A 25404-nucleotide genomic window follows, 5' to 3' on the forward strand; every position below is an offset into this window, starting at 1 on the left:
TCAGACCCTTTCGATGATCGTCGCAATGCCCATTCCGCCGCCGATGCACAGCGTGACGAGGCCACGCTGAAGATCGCGACGTTCGAGTTCGTCGAGGACGGTGCCGAGGATCATGGCACCGGTGGCACCCAGAGGATGGCCCATGGCAATTGCTCCGCCGTTGACGTTGACCTTGTCATGCGGAATGTTGAGGTCCTTCATCCACTTCAGGACCACTGCACCGAAGGCTTCGTTGAGTTCGAACAGGTCGATGTCCTCGACGGTCAGTCCGGCCTTGTCCAGCGCCTTCTGAGTCGCGGGTGTGGGACCGGTGAGCATGATGGTCGGCTCGGATCCTGTGACGGCAGTGGAGACGATGCGAGCGCGCGGCTTCATACTCATCGTCTGACCTACCTCGGCGTCGCCGATGATGACGAGGCTGGCCCCGTCGACGATTCCCGAGGAGTTCGCTGCGGTGTGGACGTGGTCGATCTCCTCGACCCAGTGGTACTTCTGAAGAGCAACCTCGTCGAAGCCTGTCTGCGCAGCGACCTTGGTGAAGGCCGGGGGCAGCTTCGACAGGGACTCCACCGTCGAACCGGGACGCATGTGCTCATCGGTGTCGAGCAGGGTCACACCGTTGATGTCTTTGACGGGGACGATCGAGTTCTCGAAATAGCCGTTCTTCCAGGCGTTGGCGGCGCGCTTCTGCGACTCCTCGGCGAATTCGTCGATATCGGTGCGGCTGAATCCCTCTGTGGTTGCGATGAGATCAGCGCTGATGCCCTGGGGCACGAAGTAGGTGTCGAAGTTCGTCGTCGGGTCCTGTGCCCATGCGCCTCCGTCGGACCCGAGGGGAACGCGCGACATCGATTCGACACCGCCTGCCAGGACGAGGTTCTCGAATCCGCTGCCGACCTTCTGAGCTGCGATGTTGACCGCCTCGAGCCCGGATGCGCAGAACCGGTTGACCTGTACACCGGCGACGGATTCATCGAGGCCTGCGACTAGCGCCGCGGTGCGGGCGATGTCTCCGCCCTGTTCACCGACGGGTGAGACAACGCCCAAGACCATGTCGTCGATCGCTTTGTCGTCGAGATCGGGGTTGCGTTCGCGCAGGGCATCGATGAGCCCTGTCGCAAGATCGATTGGTTTGACGCTGTGCAGGGCTCCGCCGCGGTTCTTTCCGCGCGGGGTGCGCACTGCGTCGTAGATGTACGCTTCGCTCATCTGTTCCTCACAGTCCTAGAGAACGGTCGACGATCACGTTCGTGACTTCGACCGTGGATACGTCAATGACGCCCGTTCAGCCTCATCGGCTGATCGATCGTTCAGTAACATTCACTCCACCATTCAATACCAGTTGCTTGTGATGGTCAACACGAAAACACCCGGCAGCGACTGTGACGGGGCACTCACAGGGTGTGACTTTTCCGTGACCTTTAAATCACGGGCGAAGTGTTTATAATAATGAAACCTCACGCTCTTAGTTTCCTGGAGAATCATGACCTCGATCATTCCTGCCCGATTCACAGCGGCTCAAACTGCGCCCGCTGCTTCCCACAGTGCGCGCTCGCGCATGGGTTCTAAATTCCTCGCGCTGACATTGGCTGCGGGACTGCTCGCTGGTCCAATCGCGCTCGATGCCCCTCCCGCCGAGGCCGCCACGAAGAAATGTGCGGCGAAGATGTCGATCTCGAAACCGCGGCAGTACTCAAACACCGTGGTGAAGGTTTCCAAGGTTGGGGCGAAAGCGAAGGTCACCACGACCGCGCACTACAAGACGACGAAGACCAAGAAGAAGGCGACTGCTTCGACGAGGGGTGCTGCGAACCTCAAGTACTACATTTCGGGAGCGACTCCAGGCAAAAAGGTGTCGGTGACCGTAGTGGCGAAGAAGGGCAAAACGACCTGGAAATGCTCGACCTCGTTCAAACCCAAGAAGAAGTAGGCCGCCTGGGCTCGTAGAACAATCGCCGGTCGGTGAGAAGATGAACCATGCGTCGATTCTTCGCGGTGACCTCGATTCTGTCTCGGGGACGGGCAGGATGGATGTACTTCTGGCCGATCATGGCCTCGCTGTGCGTGTATGTCATAGCTCTGTCCGTCCTCGTTCCTCTCTTCGGCACCATCGAACGGGCGGGTGCCGACGAGAGAGGCCAGACTCCCACCCCCGCTCCGACGACAGCGGAACATCCACCTAGCTCACCCCCGAATTTCTCAATTGCGGTCGGCACGGACGACGAACCGCGGGAGATGCCGGCGATCCAGAGCGCAATGACGGACTACCTGTCATTTTCGGATCAGTTCTTCACCAGGCTCGAGCAGGGCGCGGTCCCTCCCGACTTCTCCACGACTGAACGCGAGCTTTCACCTGACGCCGCCCGCGCTCAGGTGAAGGATGGGACTTCGGTGCTCGCAGTCCTATTGCCGAAGGACCTCACTCCGCAGGCCATCGACGACATCAGAGCGTATTATCGCGGTGACATCGACGCCCCGCGCTACACGATCACTGTCCTGGCAAGTCCGCAGGCACTGAACGAAGACAAGTTCGTTCTCAACCAATACCGGGATCAGGTCATCCGCCAAGCGGAGGAGCATGTCTCCGAGCAGATTCGCATCGTTGCCGAGAAGTTCGGATGCGAGACCGGGGAGCAGACCTGCCCACGTACTTCGAAAGAGGCCCAACGCGCCTTCGAGCGGCCCTTCGACATCAACGTTGAGAATGTCAGCGGCCCACCGGCCGTCGACTACTTCAGCCAGAAAACGGATGAGAGCAGTCCTTCGCCTCATGTCCAGCCCTCTGCACCTGCAACGGCAGCTGCCTCGCCGTCCGACCCCGTTGCCACGTCCTCCGCCACAGATGCCGCATCCTCCCAATCGCACGCTCCACAGTCGTCGACCAGTGCCGGAATCTCCGCGATCATCAGTGCACTTATCCTCGCCGCGGTCACTTTGGCCATACTGTCATCGGCGACCGTCAATCGGGCGGCGGGACTGCAGGTCGCGATCATCGGGCCAGGGCGATCGCTGTCACCTCAGAGACCATTCCCCAGAAGAACGTTGCTGAGCCAGAAATTCGGACTGGCCGCCGCCGGGACACTCGCACTGACTACGGCGGCCGCCGTCAGTACGGCATGGCTGGGACGAAACATCGTCGACAGCCTCGGCGCCTACCCGGGTCTCCGACTGATCGCGATCATCGGATTCCTCTGTCTCGTCTGCCTGACTGCAGTGATCGTCATCCTCGCCGTCACCGACACTCTGGGGGTGCTGGCCGGAGTCGTAGTCGCTGTCGGCGCTGTTGTCTGGGGAACCGTCTGGAACACCGTGGTGAATCTTCTCGACCCCAGCCATTCGGACTGGTGGTCCAGTGCCACGATGCTCATCGGCGGAAGCAGACATCTGGCTGGAGAACTGGTGCCGACGCTTGTCGTCCTGCTGATCATCCTTGTCGCAGCATTGATCGGCACCCTCGCCGTGACCGGTGCTTTCGATCGGAGATTCAGCACTCAGATCACGCGGTCATAGGGGGCCTGGGTTACGTTGCCCGGCCTACTTTGCGTACTTGCTGTTGCCGCCGTGGACACTGCTGACTTTGAGGCCCACGTTCGGACGGTTGCCAAACTGCCCCTCGGGTCGGCACTTAGATAGGATCTGGCTCTTCCTGGGCCCCGAGCCCGTCTCATCAACGGTGCTCATAGTCCGATGACCACGACGGTCTGTTCGACGTGCACGGTCACGCCGTTGAGAACAACGTGCTGGAGGTCGCCGATGATGAGGATGCTGGTGTCGAATCCGTGGCTGGGGATGATGTTGGTGAGGGTGCCTTTGCGGCAGCATCATGGGGCTGAGGGGTTCGGCAAGGCGATTGTCGTGCCGAGTTCAGCCGCGTCGAAGTGTCTTGCGATCACGCACGAAGCTTGTGACCGGGCACGGCAGCGTTACCAGAGACGACACGCGGAGAATCAGGCACGGCTGGAATCCCCCCATAAACACCCACCCAGGCTATGCCGGCCCGAGGGTTGTTCTACACGAGATGACTCCAATTACGTCGCCTGGTTGGGAAGTTCTCCATGTCGATTACGATCGGTTCGCAATTGCCATCGTGGTACACGACTTCACCACCGGAAGCCGTATCCCAGTCTTCGTGATGGTCCTCGAGGATACGGTTTGCGATACGCGCGAGCGCTGCATGCCGTGCTCCACGACTGTTTCCCATCGCGACGACCGCGTCTGTACTGTTCGCCTCAACTTCGTCTGCGAGTCCCTGGACGTTGAGGCTGAAACTCACAAGAGACCCTTCACTGTCACGCATCGGGAATGTCATTTCAGGGCCACGAACTTCACGGTCTCCTACCGCCCCCACCATGTCGGCCAGGCGTCCGGCGAGAACGTAGTCTAAGTCTCGGATCTTCTTGGTCATTCGCGCTTCTCTGCCGGGCATGAGGTGTATGAGGTGATTATGTTTTTGCCTTTGAACGAGACTGACGCATTGGTCCGCCCCACTTATACGGCCGCAGCTCCGAGTGGCACCTGAGCTTTCATCGGCTTCATCAGTTTTCCCTTTGAGGTATTCCACAAGTTAGATTGCCACTATTTAGCGACCCTCGTGAACCTACCTGCCGCCGCGCTTCTTCACGACCCTCATAAGTATGAGATTCAGCCTCCCGTGGCACACTGCCGCATATGGTTCCAGGCACCTTGCACGAGCTGTCGAAGTATGACCGGCTGATTCGCGACCTGAAGAAGACTGCGCAGACTGCGGCGGCTTGTGAGGCGTTGTACCGACGCATCGATTGATCACTCGAGAGTTACACCATCGTATTCGACGGACTCGTGGAGACTCGTGGATGTGGATGCCGCCTACAGTTACGCTCCGGACGTCGTCGATCGAGTCAGATTGCTGCAGATGGCTAGTTCCTTCGCGCTTCACCCTTACCTTAAGCTACCTGGTTACACGTCGGATGGTGTGGACAATGCGTCCAAGTAGTTGGGCCACTCCGAGATCGGTGTGACGGCGAAACACTGTGCCCAGCGGTTCAATATTGGTCCCGCGAGTGCCGTTGGTGTGCTCGACAAGTGCGTGCAAAGCGTGTCATTCGTAGCTCTGAGCAAGAAAAATCCCCTCCCCCAGACCGTCAAGCCTGGTGGGAGAGGATGGACGAGCCGCCTGCGAGAATCGAACTCGCGACCTATTCATTACGAGTGAATCGCTCTACCGACTGAGCTAAGGCGGCAACCGAGCTAACTCTAGCCAAAACCAGGACTCCTGGTCAAAAGGAACGCAGCCGAACCCCAGCGACGTAACACAGCTCACATATGCTGGACTTCCCTGCGCATTCTCTCCCCATCTCAGGAGGAACATGAGAACCGTTGTGCTGAACGTCCCTCAGGTCTCAGAACTTCCCGATATCGGTGCTGTGCTCGATCGATGGCAGTCCGATGCCGGCCCTCTTCACCTCCACACCGGAGACCTGGGCTGGTATTCGCTGAGAGGTGCAGAGGCAACAGCTCAGGCACTGCGGGTCTGGCGATGCCTGGACAGGATCCTGGCAATCGGATTGCTTGACGGCGAGAACCTTCTACGTCTGTCTGTTGACCCGGATCTCACTCACGATGACGCTTTGGCACGGCAGATCGAATCCGACATCGACTCATCGGACAGGACTGCTTCGAGGACGGACACCTCTGTCTTCGAAAAGGGAGCGGCATTCGTCGAAGCTCGGGGAGCGATTCGCCTCTGCGATCTTCTGAAAGCCCGCGGATGGGGCAACGATGAGCCGTGGACGCCGATGAATCGTGACTTGAGTCTGCCGGTGGAACAACCCGACATCGGAGTTGAAGTTGCCGGGCCAGACGATGCTGCGGCCTGGACGACCATTCACTGGTCGGCCTTTCGCGGTGTGCCCTACACCGCTGACGACAGACAACGATTCGTCGACCGATGGCACACGATGATGTCTGGCCCTTTCTCCTCCCAAGCACAGTGCCTAATGGGGTATGACAACAGCGGTCTGCCGGTCGCCGTGACGACCGTATGGTCTGCGGGTCCGAACCGTCCCGGACTGCTCGAACCATTGGCTGTCCACCGTGACCAACAGGGTCACGGCTATGGAAAAGCCATGGCGATCGCTGCGGCAAGACGCCTGCAGCAGTTGGGATCATCGTCAGCATCAGTCTGCACGGAGAGTTCGAACAGGGGCGCCGTCGCCGCCTATTCGTCTGCCGGCTACATTCCTCGCCCCCAGGTGAAGGATCTTCGCCGAGGCAGTTGAAGCCTCCCAGCCCTGACGTCTCTGCGGCAGTTCACCGGTTAACCTGGTGGAGACAGACATTCCACAAGAGAAAAGGGTGACGCACGTGGTCGAGTTCGACTCGAAGGACTTCATGAGTGATTTCCAGGCGCTCATCGAATGTGAGTCGTTCTCCCAGGATCCCGAATCATTGGCCCGCAGCGCTCGGCTCGTCTCTCGGATCGGCACCGGTCTGCTGGGGGCAGCCCCTCACATCATCGAAACCGACTCGCACCCACACGTACTGTGGCGCTTCGGGCCCGGGCCCCGCAAGGTCGTGCTCATCGGCCATCACGACACTGTGTGGCCCACCGGCACTCTTGCCGATTTCCCCTATTCGGTCACCGACGGCGTCGTGCGTGGACCGGGCGCCGACGATATGAAGGGCGGTCTGCTCATCGCTCTCTATGCGATGGCGCGTCTGCGCGAGGAGCGCGGGAACCTCGATGGCGTCAGCATCCTCATGACCGGAGACGAAGAGCTCGGTTCCCCCGGCTCACGCCAGATCATCGAGGACGAAGCCCGTGGAGCCAAGGCGGCTTTGGTCTTCGAAAGCGGCGCACCCGATGGGGCTGTGAAGATCGCGCGCAAAGGTGTCGCCATCTACTCACTGGAAGTCACTGGTTTGGCCGCTCATGCGGGTGTGGAGCCGGAGAAGGGCATCAACGCCACGATCGAGGTCGCCAACCAGGTCGTCAAGATCGCGGGCCTTCATGATCCGTCTGCGGGGACCTCGGTTGTGCCGACCGTCATGCACAGCGGTTCGACGACGAACACCGTGCCGGCCAAGGCTGTTGTCGGTGTCGACTCCCGAGCCGCCTCGGTCGCAGAACAGGAACGCATCGACGCAATCATGAGCTCCCTCTCCCCCACTGTGGCTGGGGCCAAGGTCGACGTCCTCGGTGGGATCAACCGAGCCCCGCTGGAGGAGAATATGGCAATGGGGCTCTACGCCCGAGCTCAGCGACTGAGTGCTCACCTGGGGCACCCGCCATTGCGGTCCGTGGCCGTCGGCGGTGGATCGGACGGCAATTTCACAGCCGGAGTCGGAACACCGACCATTGACGGACTCGGCACTGTGGGCGGGGGTTCGCATGCGAGAACCGAGCATGCCCTTCAGGTGTGGATCCCTCGCCGTGTTGAGCTCACGACTGCTCTGGTCGGTGAACTTCTCACCGAAGACTGAACCTCAAAGCGCCCCAGTACGGTCCTCGAGCAGCCAGGGGTTCGACAGCAGCACGAATGCCGATTCGACGATGAGCACGGGCGACATGTTCGTCTGCAGCCGTCGTCTCGCCTCGGTGATGGCATCGATGCGCAGCAGAGTCGTGTCAGGTCCGTCCCGGTTCGCCTGCTCGGCGATGAGATCGCCTTCTCCGGCGTTGATCCATCCCTCGCGGATCCCCAACTGGTGCATGAGGATGTCGCGGTAGAGACTCATGAGTTCGAGGAAGATTCGGTCGAGTTCGTCATTGCGGGCGCGCACCGACCGGCGCTTCTGCTCCTCTTCGAGCTTCCTGATCTGAGATCTCGCCGAGGGAGGGATGGACTTCTCGGATTCGATGCCCAAAGTCGCCATGAGATCGCTGCGCTCAGAAGCATTGCGTTCCTCAACACGAGACTTTGCGGTCTCTGCGGCTTCATCGACGATGCGTCCCGCCAAGCGGATCGTCGCGCCGACCGAAGTCAGCTTCCCTGGGATCGCGAGGATCTGCTTGCGCTCCTCACCGGCGGAATCGTTGAGCGCCATGTACTTGGCCCGACCGATGTGGTTCTGTGCCACGGCGGCTGCCCACTGAGCCCTGTCCTCGTCGACGTGGTCGCGTTCGATGAGGAGCTGTGCCACGGCGTCCCGAGAGGGGATGCGCAGGCGAACGGGCCGGCATCGAGAACGGATCGTGGTGAGCACATCGATGGGACTCGGCGCGCACAGCAGCCACACAGTGGCCGGGGGCGGTTCTTCGATGGCCTTGAGAAGGACGTTGGCGGTCCGCTCGCTCATCCGGTCCGCGTCTTCGATGATGACGACTCGCCACGGGGAGTTGACCGGGGCTGACTGCGCTCTCGATACCAGTTCCCTCACTTCATCGATGGCGATCACCGATTTCTGAGTCGACATGATCGTCAACGATTCGTGATGCCCCTTGAGCACGCGCGAGGTGACTTCGTCGGGCTCCTCGCTGCCGGAGATCAGCGCCGCAGCGAAGGCCCGAGCCGCATTGGATCGACCGGACCCCGGGGGGCCGGTGAATAGCCAGGCATGGGTCATCGCGCCCGGTGAATAGAGTGCGTACTTGAGCTGGGTGATGACCTCGTCCTGGCCGACGAGCTCATTGAAGACGCTCACTCAGTGACCTTCCGGGTTGTTGAAGCGCTGATGGTTGCGTTCTCGCTGTTTGCGCAGCCGCTCGCGTGCCTGACGTTCGATCTCAGCCTGGGCATGCAGTCGCTCTCGGCTCATCTGTCGGGCGTTTCGCATGGGCAGCACCGTTGTCGCTGCATCTTCGTCACCTGCGTCGGTCCCGCCACCCGGCTGAGCCTCGGACCTCGGTGGAGTCCCGTCACCACTGCGGGGGTCGACCACACGGGTTTCTGCTTCTTCCGAGTCAGGCGTTGCGATCTCATTCGTCGGCACAGCGTCCTCATCATCGTCATCCGCCAAGGAAGCACTCGGCGCAACTCCGCGGGTCGGCAGCACCGCGGTGGCCGCATCCTCGTCGACCTCGGGTTCGGACTCAGGTGCAGATTCGGACTCAGGTGCAGATTCGGCCTCAGGTTCGCTTGCGTGAGTCGGAAGCACCGCGGTGGCCGCTTCATCATCGCCCTGTTCGTCTGGCTGTCGCAGATCAGCGCCAAGGTCGACTCTCTCAGTTTCGACGCCGTCATTGCGCTCTTCGGATTCGAGGCGGTCAGCGGATTGCGGGATGAACCGTTCGTTCGAAGCTGGAACGAATCGGACTCCGGGCTCGGGTGCGACCGACTCGTCGGCGGTAGTCGACACCCCCTCATCGGACTCCGCGGCGGACGCACCGACGACGGCTTCGGAGGGATGGTTCTCCTCTACCTCGGCGTCAGTTGACGTGCTTGTGACGACACCTGCGTCGGTGGCGGCCGTACTGCCCACCTGCTGCGGCAGCCGGGTGCGGATAGCGGTGAGGATTTCGGCGGTCAATTCATCCTCTGACACCGATGCGTCGAGGACGACGTACCGGTCGGGCTCTTTGTGCGCACGGGTCAGGTAGGTCTGACGGACCCGCTGGTGGAACTGCCGGTTCTCCTCGTCGAGGTAGTTGTTCTCGCTGCGTTTGCCCATCCTGGCCGCAGCGGTCTCGGGATCGATGTCCAGGACGATTGTCAGATGCGGGACGAGTCCCTGAGTCGCCCATTTGCTCAGCGCCAAGATCGTCTTCGGGTCGAAGTTGCGGCCTGCAGCCTGGTAGGCGATCGTCGAATCGATGTACCTGTCGGTGATGACGATGTTTCCGCCGTCGAGACTCGGATCGACCAACGAGGCCACGTGGTGGGCGCGATCGGCGGCAAAGAGCAGCGCCTCGGTGCGGGGGCTCGGAGGTTCGGAGTCGAATAGCACCGAACGGATCTGTCGCCCCAATTCGGTTCCACCTGGTTCCCGGGTCGCTTCGACGTTGTGTCCCTCGTCGGCCAGGGTCTGTGAGATTCGCTTGATCTGTGTGCTCTTTCCCGAACCATCGCCGCCTTCGATGGCGATGAAGAATCCGGCTCCCAGTCGTTCCGCGGAGTTTCCGATACCGTCGTTCGCTCCGTTCTCGGCGGCGCTGGGCGGACGGAATCCATGCACGATGTCAACGGACAGTCCCTGGAGACCGTGCGGGTCGAAGATGAAGAGTCCGATGACTCCGGCGACCAGAGCGGCCAATCCCAAGATTCCGAACGCAACGTCGCTGGGGGCCAGCAACCATTCCATGGCCGAGCCGACAGGGATGGTGATGCCGAAGTCGATGGAGTTGAGGATGAGGGCGACCACCGCCCCGCCGACGGCTCCGATCCGCCGCGAGAAGTCATAGGGCTGTGAGCGCACTCCGATTCCGACGAGGAAGGCGATGACTGCGGACAGGACGACCTTGCCGGAGAGCTCGCCGATGGCTCCTGTGGCGATCAGCAGAATTCCGGACACGGTCAACGCGAAGGCGGAGACGCGCGGCCGAGACATTCCGGGCGCGAAGGTGGGCCCCATCTCGAAGCCGATGGCCCAACCCACCAGACACGACGCAATCATGAGGGCGAAGCCGGCTTGGCCGAAGCTGTGTTCAACAGCAGTCGGCTGGGCCAGGATGACGGTGGTTCCCAGCACTGCGAACAGCGAGATGCAGACCCACGGCATCTTAATGGTCGCGGCGGGTCTGGCCACACGTGCCTTGGTCGAGGGGAATGCGCCGGTTGTCGCTGCTTCGGCGTGGAGAGCGCGCTCGGGGGTGAGGAAGATGATCACGGCGCCGACGGCCATGGCGATGCCCACCAGGAGACTCATCCATCCCAGGGATTGAGTGCCTGCTGCGGACCCACCGATGATCTGGAAGGCGAATGCGACGAAGACGAGGATCGCTGCGGGGATGCCGACTCGACGCCACGGCTTCTCGTTCGTGAACGGGTTGATGCTCATCAGCAGGCCGACGACGGCTCCGAGGAATAATGCGGTGACCCAGGTCAGCCATGCACTCGGCGCGAGGGAGAGTACGATGAGCAGCCCTGCCTCGACGACAGCTGCGATGCTGAGCGCCAGTTTGCGCACGGCTGGGCCCTTGCTCGCCAAGATCTTCTGCGGAATGAACAGTCCGGCCCCGGCGAGGACGAAGACGATGAGGAGAGACACGCTTCCCAGCTGGTTGTCGAAGCCTCCCGCACCGATGCTGTCGGCCGTTGCGGTAAACGCCCGACCACCGATCGTGGCGAAGAATCCACTGGTGCCCGCCACGACATAGCTGATCGCCACGAGCACTATCAGTGCGCCCCAAGCAGCGGTCTCGGCAACCAACCGGCCAGGGGCTCCGGGAAGTCGATGTCCTGTAGTCGTCAACATACTCACAGCTCTACAATATCTGCCGCGACTGACATATCTCTTGGAACGGGCCGGATCTCTTCTCACTGACGCCTGATCATCTACTCTTGATTGCGTGCACACAACGAATACCGCCATGTCAGCAGTTGCGACCACCGGACTGAGTCCGATCGAGGAGCTCGCCTTCGCCCGAGTCCTCCTCGACTCGGTCAAGCATGGCAGCCGCGGGGCGACCCTGCGGATGTACAGCCCCGCTCCGACGGTGGCATTCGGTGCCAGGGACCGTTTCCTCCCCGGGTTCCCGAGCGCCGTCGAAGCAGCCCGAGATCACGGTTTCACTCCAGCTCTGCGCAGCCTCGGCGGGCGAGCCGCAGCCTATCACCGGGGGTCCCTGGTCATCGACCACATCGAACCCAGTGATGCCTTCATCAAGGACACGACTGCCAGGTTCACCGGGTTCGGGCAGGACTACGTCGAAGTGCTGCGAGGCATCGGAGTCGACGCCCGCCTCGGCGAGATTCCCGGTGAATACTGCCCTGGTGAGCACAGCGTCAACGTGGCCGGTCGGATCAAGGCCATCGGAACCGCGCAGCGGGTGGTCTCGGGTGCGTGGCTGTTCTCGTCGTCCGTGATCGTCGAGGATCCTGATCCCATCCGTGCTGTCCTCACCGACGTCGAGGCGGCCCTGGGCATCGAGTGGGCCCCGGCCACGGGCGGTTCGATCAGTGAAGTCCACCCCGAGATCACGACCGATGCCGTCGCCGAGGCCTTCGCCTCCTACTATTCCTCTGCCGATCCGCACACGCCCGGTGAGCCCACCGCCGACGAGCTCGCGGCGCTGCCGGAGAAAACCGGCACTCACGTGCTGTGACGCCCTTAGAACTGTGACAATTCCTGCACTGTGACGCTGAAGCGATTGGAGACTGTGACCTCATGAATGTGCGCGAGGCGACGAAGGACGATCTGCCGGACATTCTCCGACTTGTCCATGCTCTGGCCGTGTACGAGAAGGAACCCGACGCGGTCGACGCCACCGAGGACGACTTCGCTGCGGTGATGTTCCCAGACGATGGCTGTCCGAACACCTATGGGCTCGTCGCCGAGGTGGACGGGCAGATCATCGGCATCGCAATCTGGTTCCATTCGTTCTCCACCTGGACTGGAAAGAACGGGATCTGGCTCGAGGATCTGTTCGTCGACCCTGACTATCGCGGCAACGGGGCGGGCAAAGCCCTGCTGGGACGCTTGGCCCAAATCTGCCAGGAACGGGGGCTGACCCGACTCGAGTGGTGCGTGCTCAAGTGGAACGAACCCTCGATCGGATTCTACCGCTCGCTGGGCGCAAAAGCTCAGGACGAGTGGGAGACCTTCCGTCTCGATGGTCAGGCCCTGCACTTGCTCGCCGATGAATCAGCCGTTCACTAGTCGCGAGGCTGACTGGTGTTGAGATGCTGAGTTCGCCGACATCACCAGTGCGATTTGAAGAAGAAGTGGGCCGATCCTCCGTAGAGAAATCGGCCCAGAACTTCCTATCACGACCTCAGGGTGTCTTCGGCTTAGCCGTTGTGGTCTTCTTGGCGGCTGTCGACTTCGTTGCCGTCGTCGACTTGGCCGTCGTGGCTTTCTTGGCTGCCGTCGACTTCGCAGCTGTCTTCGCCGGAGTCTTCTTTGCAGCGGTCGTCTTGGCAGCCGTCGTCTTCTTAGCGGGAGCCTTCTTGGCTGGTGCCTTCTTTGCCGGCGCCTTCTTCTTAGCCGGACCCTTCGCACGCTTTTCCGCCAGGAGCTCGGCGGCACGGCCGATGTTCATCGACTCGACCGTATCGTCCTTGCGCAGAGTTGCATTGAACTCACCGTCAGTGACGTAGGGGCCGAAGCGACCGTCCTTGACCACGACCGGCTTCTTCGAGATGGGATCCTCGCCCAGTTCCTTCAATGGTGCTGCGGCTTGACGGCCACCGCGCTGCTTCGGCTGGGCGTAGATCTTCAGTGCCTCGTCCAAGGTGATGTTGAAGATCTGCTCTTCGTCGGTCAGCGACCGTGAGTCCGTGCCCTTCTTCAGGTACGGACCGTAGCGCCCGTTCTGGGCGGTGATGTCGGTGCCCTCTTCGTCCTGGCCGACGACCCTGGGAAGACTGAGCAGGGTCAGTGCCGTCCCAAGGTCGATCGAGTTCAGGTCCATGGACTTGAACAGTGAGCCGGTGCGCGGTTTCGGCTTCTTCGCTCCGCGTTTGGGCTTCTCTTCGGGCTCGGGAAGAATCTCGGAGACATAGGGGCCGAAGCGCCCGTTCTTCGCCACGATCGTGTGTCCGGTCTCCGGATCGACACCGAGTTCACGGTCGCCATCACCCTGCGATTCGATGAGTTCGGCGGCCTTGGCTGCGGTCAGCTCGTCCGGGGCCAGATCTTCTGGCACGGACACGCGCTTCGGATCCGCGCCCTCTTCGGAGGCCGGGACCTCGAGGTAGGGGCCATAGCGACCTACGCGCAGATTCACGCCTTCGCTGATGACGACGGTGTTGACCTCGCGGGCGTCGATGTCACCGAGGTCGTCGACGACTTCCTTGAGTCCTTCGCGATCCTGGGACTTGTCACCGAAGTAGAAGCGGGCCAACCACGCTTTGCGGTCTTCCTCGCCCATGGCGATCCGGTCGAGTTCGGATTCCAAGTCGGCGGTGAACGCGTAGTCGACAAGCCGAGTGAAGTGCTCTTCAAGGAGGCGCACGACGGAGAAAGCCAACCAGCTGGGCACCAGGGCGTTGCCGCGGGAGGTGACATATCCGCGGTCCTGGATGACGGAGATCGTGGCAGCATACGTCGAAGGTCGGCCGATGCCGAGCTCTTCGAGCTGCTTGACCAGGCTGGCTTCCGTGAAGCGTGGCGGTGGAGCCGTCGTGTGTCCGTCGGCTTCGGCCTTGACCACGGACAGGGCCTGACCTTCTTCGACCTGCGGAAGACGGGATTCGCCGGACTTCGTGTCGTAGCGTCCGGCGTCGGTGCCCTCCTCATAGGCTGCGAGGAATCCGCGGAAGGTGATGACGGTGCCGCTGGCGCTGAAGCCCGCATCATGGCCGTCAGCAAGGTCGGCGCGGACCTTGATAGTTGCGGTCTTGCCCTTGGCATCGGCCATCTGGCTGGCGACGGTGCGCTTCCAGATCAGGTCGTAGAGACGGAACTCTTCGCCGCTGAGCGACTTCGAGACCTGGGCTGGGGTGCGGAAGGAGTCGCCCGAGGGACGGATCGCCTCGTGGGCCTCCTGCGCCGACTTCTGTTTACCCGAGTAGGTACGCGGTGACTGCGGGACGAATTCGGGACCGTAGAGTTCAGTCACCTGTTTCCGTGCCGCGGAGATCGCTTGGCCCGACAATGCAGAGGAGTCGGTACGCATGTAGGTGATGTAACCGTGCTCGTACAGCGACTGGGCGGTGCGCATGGCCTGACGAGCACTCATGCGCAGCTTGCGGCCGGCTTCCTGCTGCAGGGTCGAGGTCGTAAACGGTGCCGCAGGCTTGCGCGAATACGGCTTCGACTCGACGGCAGTGACCGTCAGCGCGTCCTTCGCGGTGCCGTTGAGCTCCGTGGCCAGCGCTTCGGCCCTGGTCTGGTCGACGACGGTGGCCGATGAGTTCTTCAGCTCACCCTTGTCATTGAAATCTCGGCCTGAGGCCACGCGAGCACCGTCGAGGGTCGAAAGGTTCGCGGCGAACGGGCTGGTGCCGTCGGGCAGCCCCAGGTCGACATCAAGGTCCCAGTAATCGGCGGAGACGAAGGCCATGCGTTCGCGCTCACGTTCGACGACGAGACGGGTTGCCACCGACTGAACACGACCGGCGGAGAGTCCGGCGCGAATCTTGCGCCACAGGACGGGCGAGATCTCGTAGCCGTAGAGGCGGTCGAGGATGCGGCGAGTCTCCTGTGCATCGACGAGAGCGGTGTCGATCTCACGGGTGTTCGCCAGAGCCCGCTCGATGGCCTCGGGGGTGATCTCGTGGAAGACCATGCGCTTGACGGGGATCTTCGGCTTGAGGACCTCGAGAAGGTGCCAGGCGATGGCCTCACCTTCGCGGTCCTCATCTGTTGCGAGATAGAGTTCGTCGGCGTCCTTGAGGAGGCGCTTGAGTTCGGTGACCTTCTTCTTCTTACCCGGGTCGACGCGGTAGTAGGGATCGAAGTTGTTGTCGACGTCGACAGCGAACTTTCCGTACGGTCCCTTCTTCATGTCTGCCGGGAGTTCGGACGGGGTGGGAAGGTCGCGGATGTGGCCGACCGACGCTTCAACGTCGTAACCCTCTCCGAGGTACCCAACGATCGTTCGCGCCTTCGTCGGGGACTCGACGATGACGAGACGGCGGGGCTGCTTCTCGGTTGTGGTCACGCTTTCACATTCCTCTCACGGCGCCGGTTGATCGAATAAACGGACGATCCGGCCCAATGTAACACTGATGATCGTGCCCGACCTGCATCGGGTTGATGCAGTGAACGTCAACGGCAACGGTTTTCGATACTACCGTTATTCCTGCTTCCCCTCGTTCACAGGCAACAGCGCACCGGCGATGACGAGTTGTCTCACCTGAGCGATGAGCTGGTCTTCGAGTGCGGTCGGATTGACGTCGAGCAGCTGTGCAAGAGCCGCCGCTGTCTGCCGCAGAGTCAAGCTTCCGTCAGCGACCGAGACGAATCCGGCCAGGGCTGTGTCAAGGTCGAAGACCTGTCCGAATCCGACGCCCTGCTCCAGAGTAATCGAGCTCGGGTCTGATTCTCCGGGCATATGGTGGCGGTGCTCGACGAGGTCCGGGGAGCGGGTGAATATGGTGTTCGCGATCTCTTCGGCGCCGGCAGTCGCCAACCACGACCGCAACGCGAACGTGGTCGCGATGAATTGTCCGAGTCCATGCGGATTGTTCGCTATCGCCGAGGTCGTCCTGACCCTGGCCTTGAACACGGAGGACGGCTGTTCGCCGTTGCCGGCAATCGTGTGGTCGGCAATTGTTGGGACATCGTTATCTGTGTCCAAGGTGTGCTCTGCTCTGTGCATGATGACGTATCCGAAGACGACCTCGGTCACATCACGTGTGTCGAAGTCCTCAATCCAGGCTGCAGTTGCCGCGTTCCAGTCCTCGCTGGCACGAGGGATGCCTCCGTCTCTGATCCATGTCTCGGCATAGGCGATGGGGTCGAGGCCCTCACGTTCGATGACGAGCACCGAGGTCTCCGGGTCCGTGACCCAGGCCTCCGGCCCTGCATCCACCGCCGAGGTGGTCTCCCAGTTCCCGAGGCAGACGGACCGTCCACCCGGGTGCAGGTGGTCGGGAATCGTGGTGAACAGGGACCGAACAAGCCGGTCGCCGGCCATCCCGCCGTCCCTGTATTCGAAGTTGGCCACAGTCGTGCGCGGGGTGATGACAAAGGGTGGGTTGGACACGAGCAGATCGACTGGTTCGCTGAGCGGTTCGAGCATGGATCCTGCCCTGAGTTCGATGTTGTCCACGCCATTGAGTCCGGCGCTGAGCCCTGTCAGGTGCAGAGCGCGCTCGGAGATGTCGGTGGCGATGACGCGGTCGCTGTGCCGGGCCAACAGCAGAGCCTGGATCCCACACCCGGTGCCGATGTCTGCGGAGATGGAGACATGCTCACGCGGCGTCAGTGCCACGAGCGTGCGTCCGGCCCCGCCGAGTCCGAGCACGAAGTCGCCGTCGAGAACATCGGGATTGATGAGAGTTCCATGGTCGCTGACGAGATAGAGGTTTTCGTCGCCGGGGCGGAACCCGCGTGGAACCCCGACCGGCAGATCATAGGGAGTGACCGCAAACGGAGCGGACACGTGTCCCGGTTCCCCCACCTCGGCGTTCGAAGTCCCGGCACCATTGTCTGTCGTGCTACGACTGCTGGTCACGAGCAGTCCGCCGTCGACTGCGATATCGAACGCGTCGTCACCGAGGGCTGCACGAGCAGTTTCGGTGCTGACCTCGCGATGGAAGTGGAAGAGCATGGCCAGCGTCGCCAGGTGCTCGTCGAACCGTTGTGGAGCGTCACCCGGCTCCTGTGCGTCCGTCTGTGGCTGTGTCTGAGCGGATTCGAGCACCGTCTGACAGAAATGGATCGCGGGCGCCGCGTTGTTGCGCACCAGCGCGGAGGCGATGGGTCCACCCCAGAACTGTCGGAGCCGTGGCTCGGTGTATCCGGCCCGGTAGAGTCGGTCTGCCACGAGGGTCATGTCTTGTTCAATCACACACAAATCCTAGCGACTGCATCCCGACGACTCTGACTGCGCCATAATTGGGGCCATGGCCTCTTCTGCTCTTCTCGACATCGTCACCGGATTCGGTGCCAGGGATGAACGGATCGTCCACGTGCGCGATATTCCACAGCGGTTCGAACATGAGTCGGACTGGCCGGAGTGGATAGATCAGGAGCTCAAACACGCCTGTCATGCCATCGGCGTCGATCAGCTGTGGGACCATCAGCGTGAGGCAGCACAGGCGGCGAGGGACGGTTCCGACGTCGTCATCGCCACTCCGACTGCTTCGGGGAAGTCCTTGGGGTTCTGGCTGCCGGTCCTCGAATCAATTCAGAGCACACGTGCGAAGCTGCGCACCTCTTCGGCGATCTACATCGCACCGACCAAGGCTTTGGCCGCTGATCAGTTGGCGAATCTGGAGAAGCTCATCGTCCAGGGCATGCGGCCTGCGACCTACGACGGGGACACCTCCCAAGCGTCGAAGGACTGGGCCAGACGGCATGCGAACATCATCTTCACCAACCCGGACATGCTCCACCGCGGGATCCTGCCGCAGCACGAACGGTTCGCTCGGCTATTCAAGTCGCTGCGCTTCATCGTCATCGACGAGGCCCATCGCTACCGGGGAGTCTTCGGCTCCCACGTGGCACTGATCCTCCGTCGCCTGCTGCGCATCGCCGCGCATTATGGGGCTCACCCTGTGGTCATCGGAGCGTCGGCGACGATGGCGAACCCGGATGAGGCGTTCTCCAAGCTCACGGGACGCGAAGTGCACGCGGTGAGCCAGGATTCGTCTCCCCGCGCCTCGGGCAGCTTCGCTCTCTGGGAGCCACCGGTCTCACCCGGCGGCGAGCGCCGCAGCGGCCTTGTCGAAGCGGCAGATATCCTCACCGACGCAATGTGCGCGGGCTATCGTTCGATTGCGTTCATCGCCTCCCGCCGCGGCACAGAAGCATTGGCGTCGACCGTGCGTGACCAGGTCGGTCAGGTCGACGACTCGTTGAGGGACAAGGTCGCGGCCTATCGCGGCGGTTACCTTGCCGAGGAGCGCAGACTCCTCGAGTCGGCACTGCGATCAGGACGCCTATTGGCAGTGGCATCGACGAATGCCCTTGAGCTCGGGATCGATATCTCGGGCCTCGACCTCGTCATCATCTCCGGGTGGCCCGGAACCCTGGCATCACTGTGGCAGCAGGCCGGTCGTGCGGGACGTGCAGGACAGCGGTGGATGGCCGTCTTCATCGCCCGTGATGACCCGCTGGACACCTATGTCGTGAACCATCCCGAGGTCATCTTCGATGCTCCCGTCGATGCTGGTGTCATCCATCCCGGCAATCCGCATGTTCTGGGCGGGCACCTGTGTGCCGCAGCCGCCGAGGTGCCGCTGACGAAGTCGGACCTCGTTCACTTCCCCGACAACTCCGCCGAGGTGCTCGCTGACCTGGTCGAACGAAAGCTCCTGCGCGCACGACCCACCGGGTGGTTCTGGGCGAAGGACTCGTCGGCGGCGGACATGTCCGACATCCGTGGCAGCGGGGGTGGACAATTCCGTCTCGTCGAGGCCAGCACGGGTGCGCTGTTGGGCACCGTCGACGAGTCCGGTGCTTTCACTGGAGCTCATCCCGGTGCGGTCTATACGCATCAGGGCGCCGACTTCATGGTCCTCGACCTTGATCTCGAGGATCATGTGGCGCTGGTCGAACGTGCCGAGGTCGACTACACGACGCAGGCCCGGTCCCAGACCGAGATCGACATTGTCGACACCGATCAGCAGCGGACTCTCTCCTCCGGTGTGTCCGTGCACAGCGGAACGGTCGATGTGAAGGACCATGTCATCGCCTACCGGATGCGGGCCAAGCGCGGTGGGGCGATCATCGCCGAACACGAGCTCGATCTGCCCGAACGCACTCTGCAGACCAAAGCCGTGTGGTGGACGATTCCGCAGACGCTGTTGGACGAAGCCGAGATCGTCCATGCCGACCTGCCCGGTGCCGTCCACGCAGCCGAGCATGCCTCGATCGGTCTTCTGCCGCTGTTCGCCGGCTGCGACCGGTGGGACATCGGCGGCGTCTCCACCGCCCTGCACGCTGACACCGGCATGGCCACGGTCTTCGTCTACGACGGACTCGCCGGTGGGGCCGGGTTCGCCGAGCGCGGCTACGAGGTCATCAAAGGATGGCTGGCAGCGACACGTGATGCGATCGCCGCGTGCGAATGCGTAGACGGCTGCCCTTCGTGCGTGCAGTCACCAAAATGCGGCAACGGCAATGAACCGTTGGAGAAGGATGCGGCTCTGCGGTTGCTGCGCACCGTCCTGGACTGACAATCTCCGTCGATTCTGACCACTCCGTCTATTTCCCGGCCACGGCCTTTTCCTTCACCTTCGGCAGCGGGCCGGGGATGTCGACCTCGACTTGAACATATGCGCTCTGCTCCGACATTGAGGCTCGGCAGTCATTGACGACTGCGCCGTTGCGCTTCGCGACCTCCTTGGCAATGTCACAGGGATCGCCGGTGGCGAGTCCGCGAACGGCGTCGGCTGCCGCGAGCACCGAAAGGTCGGCGGCACTCTGCGCTGTGCTGTGGGCTGCGAAAGCTTGACTGAGGCCGCCGACAGCGGTGACGAGGACCAGGATCATCGAGCACAGCCCGACCACGATGGTCGTCACGGCAGTCTGCCTGAATGGGGCTGGCCCAGGGCCTCGCCGGCAGTGGAGCGACTTCCCTCTGTTCGCGCCGTCGCTGCTGCTTCGACTTCGCTGAGGAAGATGATCGCTGCGGGGAGTTCGATGGTGACGGTCACCGTCGAATATCCTCCCTCGGAGCGGACCAACACCTCGGACGCATTTCCAGCGTGCTTCTTGGCTTCGGTGACGACCGCTGCCTGAGGTTCACCGCGGGCGATCTCTCGGGCGGCAGATCGGGCTGCGTCGAAGGCTCTCAACTGGGAGAAGCCGACGGCGGCTGCCCCTGTGACTACGATGATGAGAAGCACGATGGCGGGCATGACCACAGCGAATTCGGCGGTGGCCGTTCCCGCATCCCGGTGCTGCTTCTGTCTCCGTGGGTCACAGGAGCATCCGATCGCCATGTCAGGCTCCGAGCCCGAGGGCGGTCTGGATGACGCCGGTGACGAGTTCTTTGATCGGTTCCGATTTCAGGATGACGACCAGAAGCGCCGCGAATCCGCAGGCAGCAAGGGTGGTGATCGCATATTCTGCGGTCGTTGCCCCCGCGTCGGGACCCCAGGGTTCTGGAGTGCCATCCTCTCCCCGGAATTCTTCACCGTCGTTGGCACCTGCAGCAGCATCCGCATCGGTGCCGGTGCCGGTGTTCGACCAGGCGCCGGTGCCGTAGTACGGGCCTGTTCCGGCCCAATCGACATCGCTGATATCAACGCTTCGCGCCTGACCCCATTGCGGGTAGGGTGGCCCGTCACAGTCAGTCTGCTTTGTCTCTATGCTCATAGTCTCCTCCTCGTTGAAGCCCTCTTTCGCGGTCTGCGATGAGAGTTTCAGTGTTGGATGAGACGAGGATTCACGTCCAGAGTTCACAATCAGGCTGTGGAAACAGGTTCAGCGTCCACAGCCGAAACGCACACGAGTCGAGGCCGATTCCACAGGTTGAAGCACACGAGTCAGCCCCGGCCGGCCCACTCCTCTTTGAGTATTGCCATGAGGACCTCGTCGTGACGACGACCGTTGAAGAATACAGCCTCACGGCGACGTCCCTCTTCGACGAATCCGGCCTTCGTGTACGAAGCGATGCCGCGGGTGTTGAACGCCCATGTCTGCAGCTCGATACGATTGAGTCCCAGCTGCAGGAAGCCGTATTTGATACCCAGACGCACGGCATCGGAGCCATAGCCGCGACCGTGGAACTCGGGCCCGAGGACGATGGCCAAGGTGGCGGACTGATTGATCGAATTCCGACCGAAGAGTGTCACGTGACCGACGAATTCCTCGGTCTCGAGCAGCTCGATGCTGAACCCGACCGCATCGGTGTCCTTGTTCGCGCTCCACAGTGCGAACTGTTCGGACACCCCGCCCTCGGGACGCGGCAGCACCGTGTGGTTCTGCAGGACCACGATCGAGGGATCAAACCACCACTGTTCGAGGTAGGGCAGATCCTCCTGCTGCAGCGGACGAAGCCTGACGTGCCGACCCGTGAAGAGCTTGTCGGCGTATTCTTCGGCTTGTTCGACGTTGGACAGTTGATTGAAGGGCGTAACCGGTGCCATCCCCCGACCTTACCAAGGCCAGCTGAACGGTCGGTCGACAATCACTCACGACAGTCAGTAAGCGTGGTCGACCCATGGGTCAGAGGTGCTGTCAGAAGAAGACAGTTCTCAGGTCCGACAGCAGCGAAATGACCACGGGGACGACCGAGAGCAGCAGAAAGGCTGGGAGGATGCAGACCCCGAGCGGTACCACGAGTCTGACGCCCAGAGCGGCCGCCGCCTCCTGCCTGCGCCTGCGGGACGAGTCCCGCAGCTCCTTCGCCACGGACTCGATGAGTGGTGCGGGTCCGACGCCTGTGTGTTCGGAGAATTCGAAGACTTCCAGGACCGGGGTGAGTCGATCATCGTCGGACAGGTCCTGGCCCCCGATCGTCATGGACCGCGAGATTCGCCCAAGCCCAGACCTGTCGCCTGTCGCCTCGGCGGTCAATGCCAGAGCAACCGGGATCGGCAGGCCGGAGGTGAGGCAGATTGCCACGAGATCGAGGTCGAAGGCGAGCAGGTCATCGACCACCCGAGACTGGTCCTTCGAGTCCAGCAGCGAATCCCGCGGGGACGCCTCGACACCGCTTTGCCATCGTTCGCTCCGACCGTTCAGCAGGCGTCGCAGCCGCCCGTCGGATCTGCCCGACCACAACAGGACTCCCATCGCGATGAACACTCCCATCAGGACTGTGGTCATATCGATCAGCGCTCCGCCCGAGCCATCATTCGTCGCATCCACCAGCGCCCGACGAGATAGAGAGCGAGACCGCCGCCGATGCTCAGCCGGCCAGGAAGTCCTGAGATCAATTCACCGGGTTGGACGCCGATGAGCAACCCGAGACCGACCCCGATCAACGGCAGCCAACTGAGGACTCGGACTGTCGCTCGAGGCCCGGCCATCGCTATACGTCTCTCCCGATCAGCATCGAGGGCACTGCGCTGTGCCTTGGCATAGCGGAGAATCATGTCGGCCGCGGGTGCACCGGAACGCTCCGACACGGTCCACACCGATGACATTCCGGCGAACACTTCGGCGGCAGCAGGTGACAATGCTGCACCCCTTGTGGCAATGGCTCGTCCAGGTTCCTCGCCCAAGGAGATCGCACGAGAGATCGGTGCCAATTGCGCGTTCTGCCGACTCAGGGTCGCCATCACTGCCTGCGGAGTCATTCCCACCTTGAGCAGATGCGCACAGTTCTCCACGGCCGCGATGGCCCACAACTTGTCGTGTTCGGGTTCATCTTTGGTCTGTCGTCCACCTCGGCGAGAGTCGTCCCTGAACGTTCGAGTGCGGAGCAGATCCTGCAGTCGCGATGCCGGGTCAAGCGGTGCGCTGAAGATGATGCTCACGGCCACCAGCACGGCGATGGCGGTGATCATCAGGCAGCCTTCTGCTCGAGCACTGCTTCGAATCGGCTCAGGGCTCGACGGTTGAAGGTGCCCTCGGACAGTGGGGCTGGTCGGCCCCAGACGGGTTCCATTGTCACTCCGCTGCTGCTCTCCCGGGTGGGAATGGCCAGTTCTGTGATTCCTCGGTCGGCTCCAATCCGGCGCAGGTGGATGACGAGGTCGATTGCCGTTGAGAACTGGGAGAACACGGCCTGTGGGCTCATGTTCGCCAATGCACCCAGTGCTGCCAGGCGGCTGGGAACGGCTTCGGCTGTGTTCGCGTGGATCGTGGCGCTGCCGCCCTCGTGGCCGGTGTTCAGCGCGGTGAGCATGTCCCTCACCTCGGCGCCTCGACACTCTCCGACGACGAGGCGATCGGGCCGCATCCGAAGGGCGTTTCGAACGAGGTCCGTCAGCGTCACTTCACCGCCGCCCTCGACATTGGCCTGACGTGCGGCGAGCTGGACCACGTGGGAGTGTCCGACGATGAGCTCTCGGGAGTCCTCGACGATGACGATGCGGTGCTCTGTATCGACAAGGCCCAGAAGCGCGCCGAGGAGGACCGTCTTTCCGGTTCCGGTGCCGCCGGAGATGAGGATGTTGGCTCGGGATCGGACCGCCGAGATGAGAAGTTCGTGCACTTCTTCGGGGATGAATCCGCCGGTGAGCAGCTGGTCGAAGGTGAAGCCGGCGTGCCGAGGAACTCGGAAGGAGATCGTCGTGTGCTCACCGGAGATCGGTGGAACGATCGCATTCATACGTACCCCGTCGGGCAGCCTGACGTCGACGAACGGACTCGAATCATCGAGACGGCGGCCGCCCAGAGCCGCCAAGCGCACAGCCAAAGACCGCACCTCGTCCTCAGAACCCAAGGACAGGTCGAGAAGGTGGGGCCCCGTTCCGGTGTCGGCGAAGATCTCACGTGGTCCGTTGACGAACACATCGGTGGTGTCAGCGACTTCGAGCACTGATTGGAGGGGGCCTGCTCCGGAGAGCTGCGCGGACAATCGGTTCACGAGTTCGAGGAGAGCGCTGGAACCGAGCACCCGCCCGGTGCGTTGAACCGCCTCGGCGACGGCAGCTGTGGTCACCGGCCCCGGATTGTCGAGCAGGGTCTTGCGGACCTCTGCCACGAGTGAGGCGTCGAGCCATTCGCTCATTCCACCCACTCCCCCAGAAGCCGGTCGACGAGCTTTCCCAGTCGTGCCCCGCCGGGGATGCCCTCGCCCCGGTCGACGGCGGCGGACAGGCCACGATCGTCACGGATGCTGCCGGCGAGGTCGAGTCCGATGGATTCGGCGAGGAGCTCGGCGTCAAGACCTCCGGCGCCGGTGTCGCGAACGACAAGACGGACGTCGGGATGGGACTGGGACAGGCGTTTGGCGACTTGAGACGCTGCGACTGCGGACCGGACCCGTGCCGGGGAGACGAGCAGGACGTGATGGCAGCGACGAGTCCACTGTGGTGGGGCGTGGCGAGGCAAGTCGACGATGACGAGTTCGAACGCCTGTCCGGCAGCTGCCAGGAAGTCGTCGAATACGTCCGGGTCGAGGTCAAGGATGTCGTCGCGGCCCCACGACAGGATGGCCAGACCGTCGTGGCGGGGCAGCGCCTGACTCAGCGTCGAGGGTCGAAGCTGTCCCCGTGATGCGCTGAGATCGGCCCAACGCGGGCCCGGAACCTGTTCCGCCCCGAGCACCAGATCGAGTCCACCGCCCAGTGGATCGGCGTCGACGAGGACCGTGCTCACATCCGGTCCGGCACGGCGGGCGAGAGCACAGGCAAGCACTGAGGCGCCCGCTCCTCCACACCCGGCGACGACACCGACAGTGACGCCGGGGGCCACCGGCGGTTCGACGGCTGCGATCATGCGTCCGCTCAGCCACTCCGCGGCCGAGGGCAGAACCGCCAACTGTTCGACGCCGAGGTGGGCCGCTCGTTTCCACGCCGAGCTGGGTTCGTCCCCGTCGAGGACGACGAGGATGCGGTTCGCATGGTCAGTGGCCGGAGCTTCACGAACATCCTCGCCGAGGAGAATGAGGGAGGCGTTCTGCCAGCCGCCAGAGTCCGGAGGCAGGACCTTGAGTGAAATGCCGATGCTTTCGGCGACTCGTGCGCATTCGTCGGTGATGGCGCCGAGGTCGGTGATGAGTGCTACCTGCATGGAGTCAGCGTGGACCGCAGCAGGTCCTGACGACAGGTCCACACGATGGGCTGTGGACAAAAGACGGAAGGGGGGGGGGGG

The 25404-nt window shown here is 62.5% G+C and carries 21 protein-coding genes and 1 tRNA gene; 7 read left to right on the plus strand and 15 right to left on the minus strand.

Features of this window, described 5'->3' with window-relative positions; genetic code table 11:
• Positions 1-1209 (minus strand): acetyl-CoA C-acetyltransferase, encoded by a 1209-nt coding sequence (locus ACE03M_RS18250; RefSeq protein WP_485935433.1) that lies wholly within the window; start codon positions 1207-1209, stop codon positions 1-3.
• Positions 1210-1483: 274 nt separating this feature from the next.
• Here ACE03M_RS18250 and ACE03M_RS18255 point away from each other — a divergent pair, with 274 nt between their 5' ends.
• Positions 1484-1930: a hypothetical protein gene (locus ACE03M_RS18255; protein ID WP_485935434.1), complete on the plus strand. Its 447-nt coding sequence runs from the start codon at positions 1484-1486 to the stop codon at positions 1928-1930.
• A gap of 47 nt (positions 1931-1977) precedes the next feature.
• A complete protein-coding gene (locus ACE03M_RS18260; RefSeq protein ID WP_485935435.1) occupies positions 1978-3510 on the plus strand; it encodes a hypothetical protein in 1533 nt (510 codons plus the stop codon).
• A 499-nt stretch (positions 3511-4009) separates the two neighbouring features.
• Here the strand turns inward: ACE03M_RS18260 and ACE03M_RS18265 are convergent, their stop codons facing one another.
• The gene (locus ACE03M_RS18265; RefSeq protein ID WP_485935436.1) at positions 4010-4405 is read right to left on the minus strand and encodes a hypothetical protein; all 396 of its coding nucleotides are present in this window, start codon (positions 4403-4405) and stop codon (positions 4010-4012) included.
• Between the two features lie 741 nt (positions 4406-5146).
• Positions 5147-5219: transfer RNA gene (locus ACE03M_RS18270), tRNA-Thr, on the minus strand.
• A gap of 126 nt (positions 5220-5345) precedes the next feature.
• Here ACE03M_RS18270 and ACE03M_RS18275 point away from each other — a divergent pair.
• Both ACE03M_RS18275 and ACE03M_RS18280 read left to right on the plus strand, forming a co-directional pair.
• Complete coding sequence (locus ACE03M_RS18275; protein WP_485935437.1) at positions 5346-6257, plus strand: GNAT family N-acetyltransferase; 912 nt, start codon at positions 5346-5348, stop codon at positions 6255-6257.
• A 112-nt stretch (positions 6258-6369) separates the two neighbouring features.
• Complete coding sequence (locus tag ACE03M_RS18280) at positions 6370-7461, plus strand: M20/M25/M40 family metallo-hydrolase (RefSeq protein WP_260848062.1); 1092 nt, start codon at positions 6370-6372, stop codon at positions 7459-7461.
• A gap of 3 nt (positions 7462-7464) precedes the next feature.
• Here the strand turns inward: ACE03M_RS18280 and ACE03M_RS18285 are convergent, their stop codons facing one another.
• Positions 7465-8622 (minus strand): DNA polymerase III subunit delta', encoded by a 1158-nt coding sequence (locus ACE03M_RS18285; RefSeq protein ID WP_485935438.1) that lies wholly within the window; start codon positions 8620-8622, stop codon positions 7465-7467.
• Positions 8623-11331 carry a dTMP kinase gene (gene tmk / locus ACE03M_RS18290; RefSeq protein ID WP_485935756.1) on the minus strand — a complete coding sequence of 903 codons (2709 nt, stop codon included), beginning with the start codon at positions 11329-11331 and terminating at the stop codon, positions 8623-8625.
• Between the two features lie 115 nt (positions 11332-11446).
• On the opposite strand from tmk, the gene ACE03M_RS18295 reads away from it, so the two are divergent.
• Together ACE03M_RS18295 and ACE03M_RS18300 are read left to right on the plus strand one after the other, a co-directional pair.
• Positions 11447-12181, plus strand: a complete 735-nt coding sequence (locus tag ACE03M_RS18295) for a lipoate--protein ligase family protein (protein WP_485935758.1) — start codon at positions 11447-11449, stop codon at positions 12179-12181.
• A gap of 62 nt (positions 12182-12243) precedes the next feature.
• Complete coding sequence (locus ACE03M_RS18300; RefSeq protein WP_485935439.1) at positions 12244-12735, plus strand: GNAT family N-acetyltransferase; 492 nt, start codon at positions 12244-12246, stop codon at positions 12733-12735.
• Between the two features lie 115 nt (positions 12736-12850).
• Here ACE03M_RS18300 and topA read toward each other — a convergent pair whose 3' ends face one another.
• Positions 12851-15682 carry a type I DNA topoisomerase gene (topA, locus tag ACE03M_RS18305; RefSeq protein ID WP_485935440.1) on the minus strand — a complete coding sequence of 944 codons (2832 nt, stop codon included), beginning with the start codon at positions 15680-15682 and terminating at the stop codon, positions 12851-12853.
• A 135-nt stretch (positions 15683-15817) separates the two neighbouring features.
• Entirely contained in the window at positions 15818-17536 is a 1719-nt protein-coding gene (locus ACE03M_RS18310) for a DUF7059 domain-containing protein (protein ID WP_485935441.1), read from the minus strand.
• A 55-nt stretch (positions 17537-17591) separates the two neighbouring features.
• Here ACE03M_RS18310 and ACE03M_RS18315 point away from each other — a divergent pair, with 55 nt between their 5' ends.
• A complete protein-coding gene (locus ACE03M_RS18315; protein ID WP_485935442.1) occupies positions 17592-19868 on the plus strand; it encodes a DEAD/DEAH box helicase in 2277 nt (758 codons plus the stop codon).
• Positions 19869-19896: 28 nt separating this feature from the next.
• On the opposite strand, the gene ACE03M_RS18320 is transcribed toward ACE03M_RS18315, so the two are convergent.
• From ACE03M_RS18320 to ssd, 8 genes are all read right to left on the minus strand, one after another.
• Positions 19897-20214 (minus strand): Rv3654c family TadE-like protein, encoded by a 318-nt coding sequence (locus ACE03M_RS18320; protein ID WP_143922097.1) that lies wholly within the window; start codon positions 20212-20214, stop codon positions 19897-19899.
• Positions 20211-20636 carry a TadE family type IV pilus minor pilin gene (locus tag ACE03M_RS18325; RefSeq protein ID WP_485935443.1) on the minus strand — a complete coding sequence of 142 codons (426 nt, stop codon included), beginning with the start codon at positions 20634-20636 and terminating at the stop codon, positions 20211-20213. The genes ACE03M_RS18320 and ACE03M_RS18325 overlap by 4 nt, the downstream gene beginning before the upstream one ends.
• A gap of 1 nt (position 20637) precedes the next feature.
• Complete coding sequence (locus ACE03M_RS18330; protein WP_143922099.1) at positions 20638-21012, minus strand: DUF4244 domain-containing protein; 375 nt, start codon at positions 21010-21012, stop codon at positions 20638-20640.
• A gap of 170 nt (positions 21013-21182) precedes the next feature.
• On the minus strand, positions 21183-21785 hold the full coding sequence (locus ACE03M_RS18335; protein WP_143922100.1) for a GNAT family N-acetyltransferase: 603 nt from the start codon (positions 21783-21785) through the stop codon (positions 21183-21185).
• Between the two features lie 91 nt (positions 21786-21876).
• Positions 21877-22467, minus strand: coding sequence for a type II secretion system F family protein (locus ACE03M_RS18340; RefSeq protein ID WP_485935444.1), 591 nt, complete (start codon positions 22465-22467; stop codon positions 21877-21879).
• Between the two features lie 5 nt (positions 22468-22472).
• The gene (locus tag ACE03M_RS18345; RefSeq protein WP_143922102.1) at positions 22473-23150 is read right to left on the minus strand and encodes a type II secretion system F family protein; all 678 of its coding nucleotides are present in this window, start codon (positions 23148-23150) and stop codon (positions 22473-22475) included.
• Complete coding sequence (locus ACE03M_RS18350) at positions 23150-24319, minus strand: TadA family conjugal transfer-associated ATPase (RefSeq protein WP_143922103.1); 1170 nt, start codon at positions 24317-24319, stop codon at positions 23150-23152. The genes ACE03M_RS18345 and ACE03M_RS18350 overlap by 1 nt, the downstream gene beginning before the upstream one ends.
• Positions 24316-25323: a septum site-determining protein Ssd gene (ssd, locus tag ACE03M_RS18355; protein ID WP_143922104.1), complete on the minus strand. Its 1008-nt coding sequence runs from the start codon at positions 25321-25323 to the stop codon at positions 24316-24318. The genes ACE03M_RS18350 and ssd overlap by 4 nt, the downstream gene beginning before the upstream one ends.
• Between the last annotated feature and the right edge of the window lie 81 nt (positions 25324-25404).

It is taken from the genome of Brevibacterium sp. AGC70 (assembly GCF_057334195.1).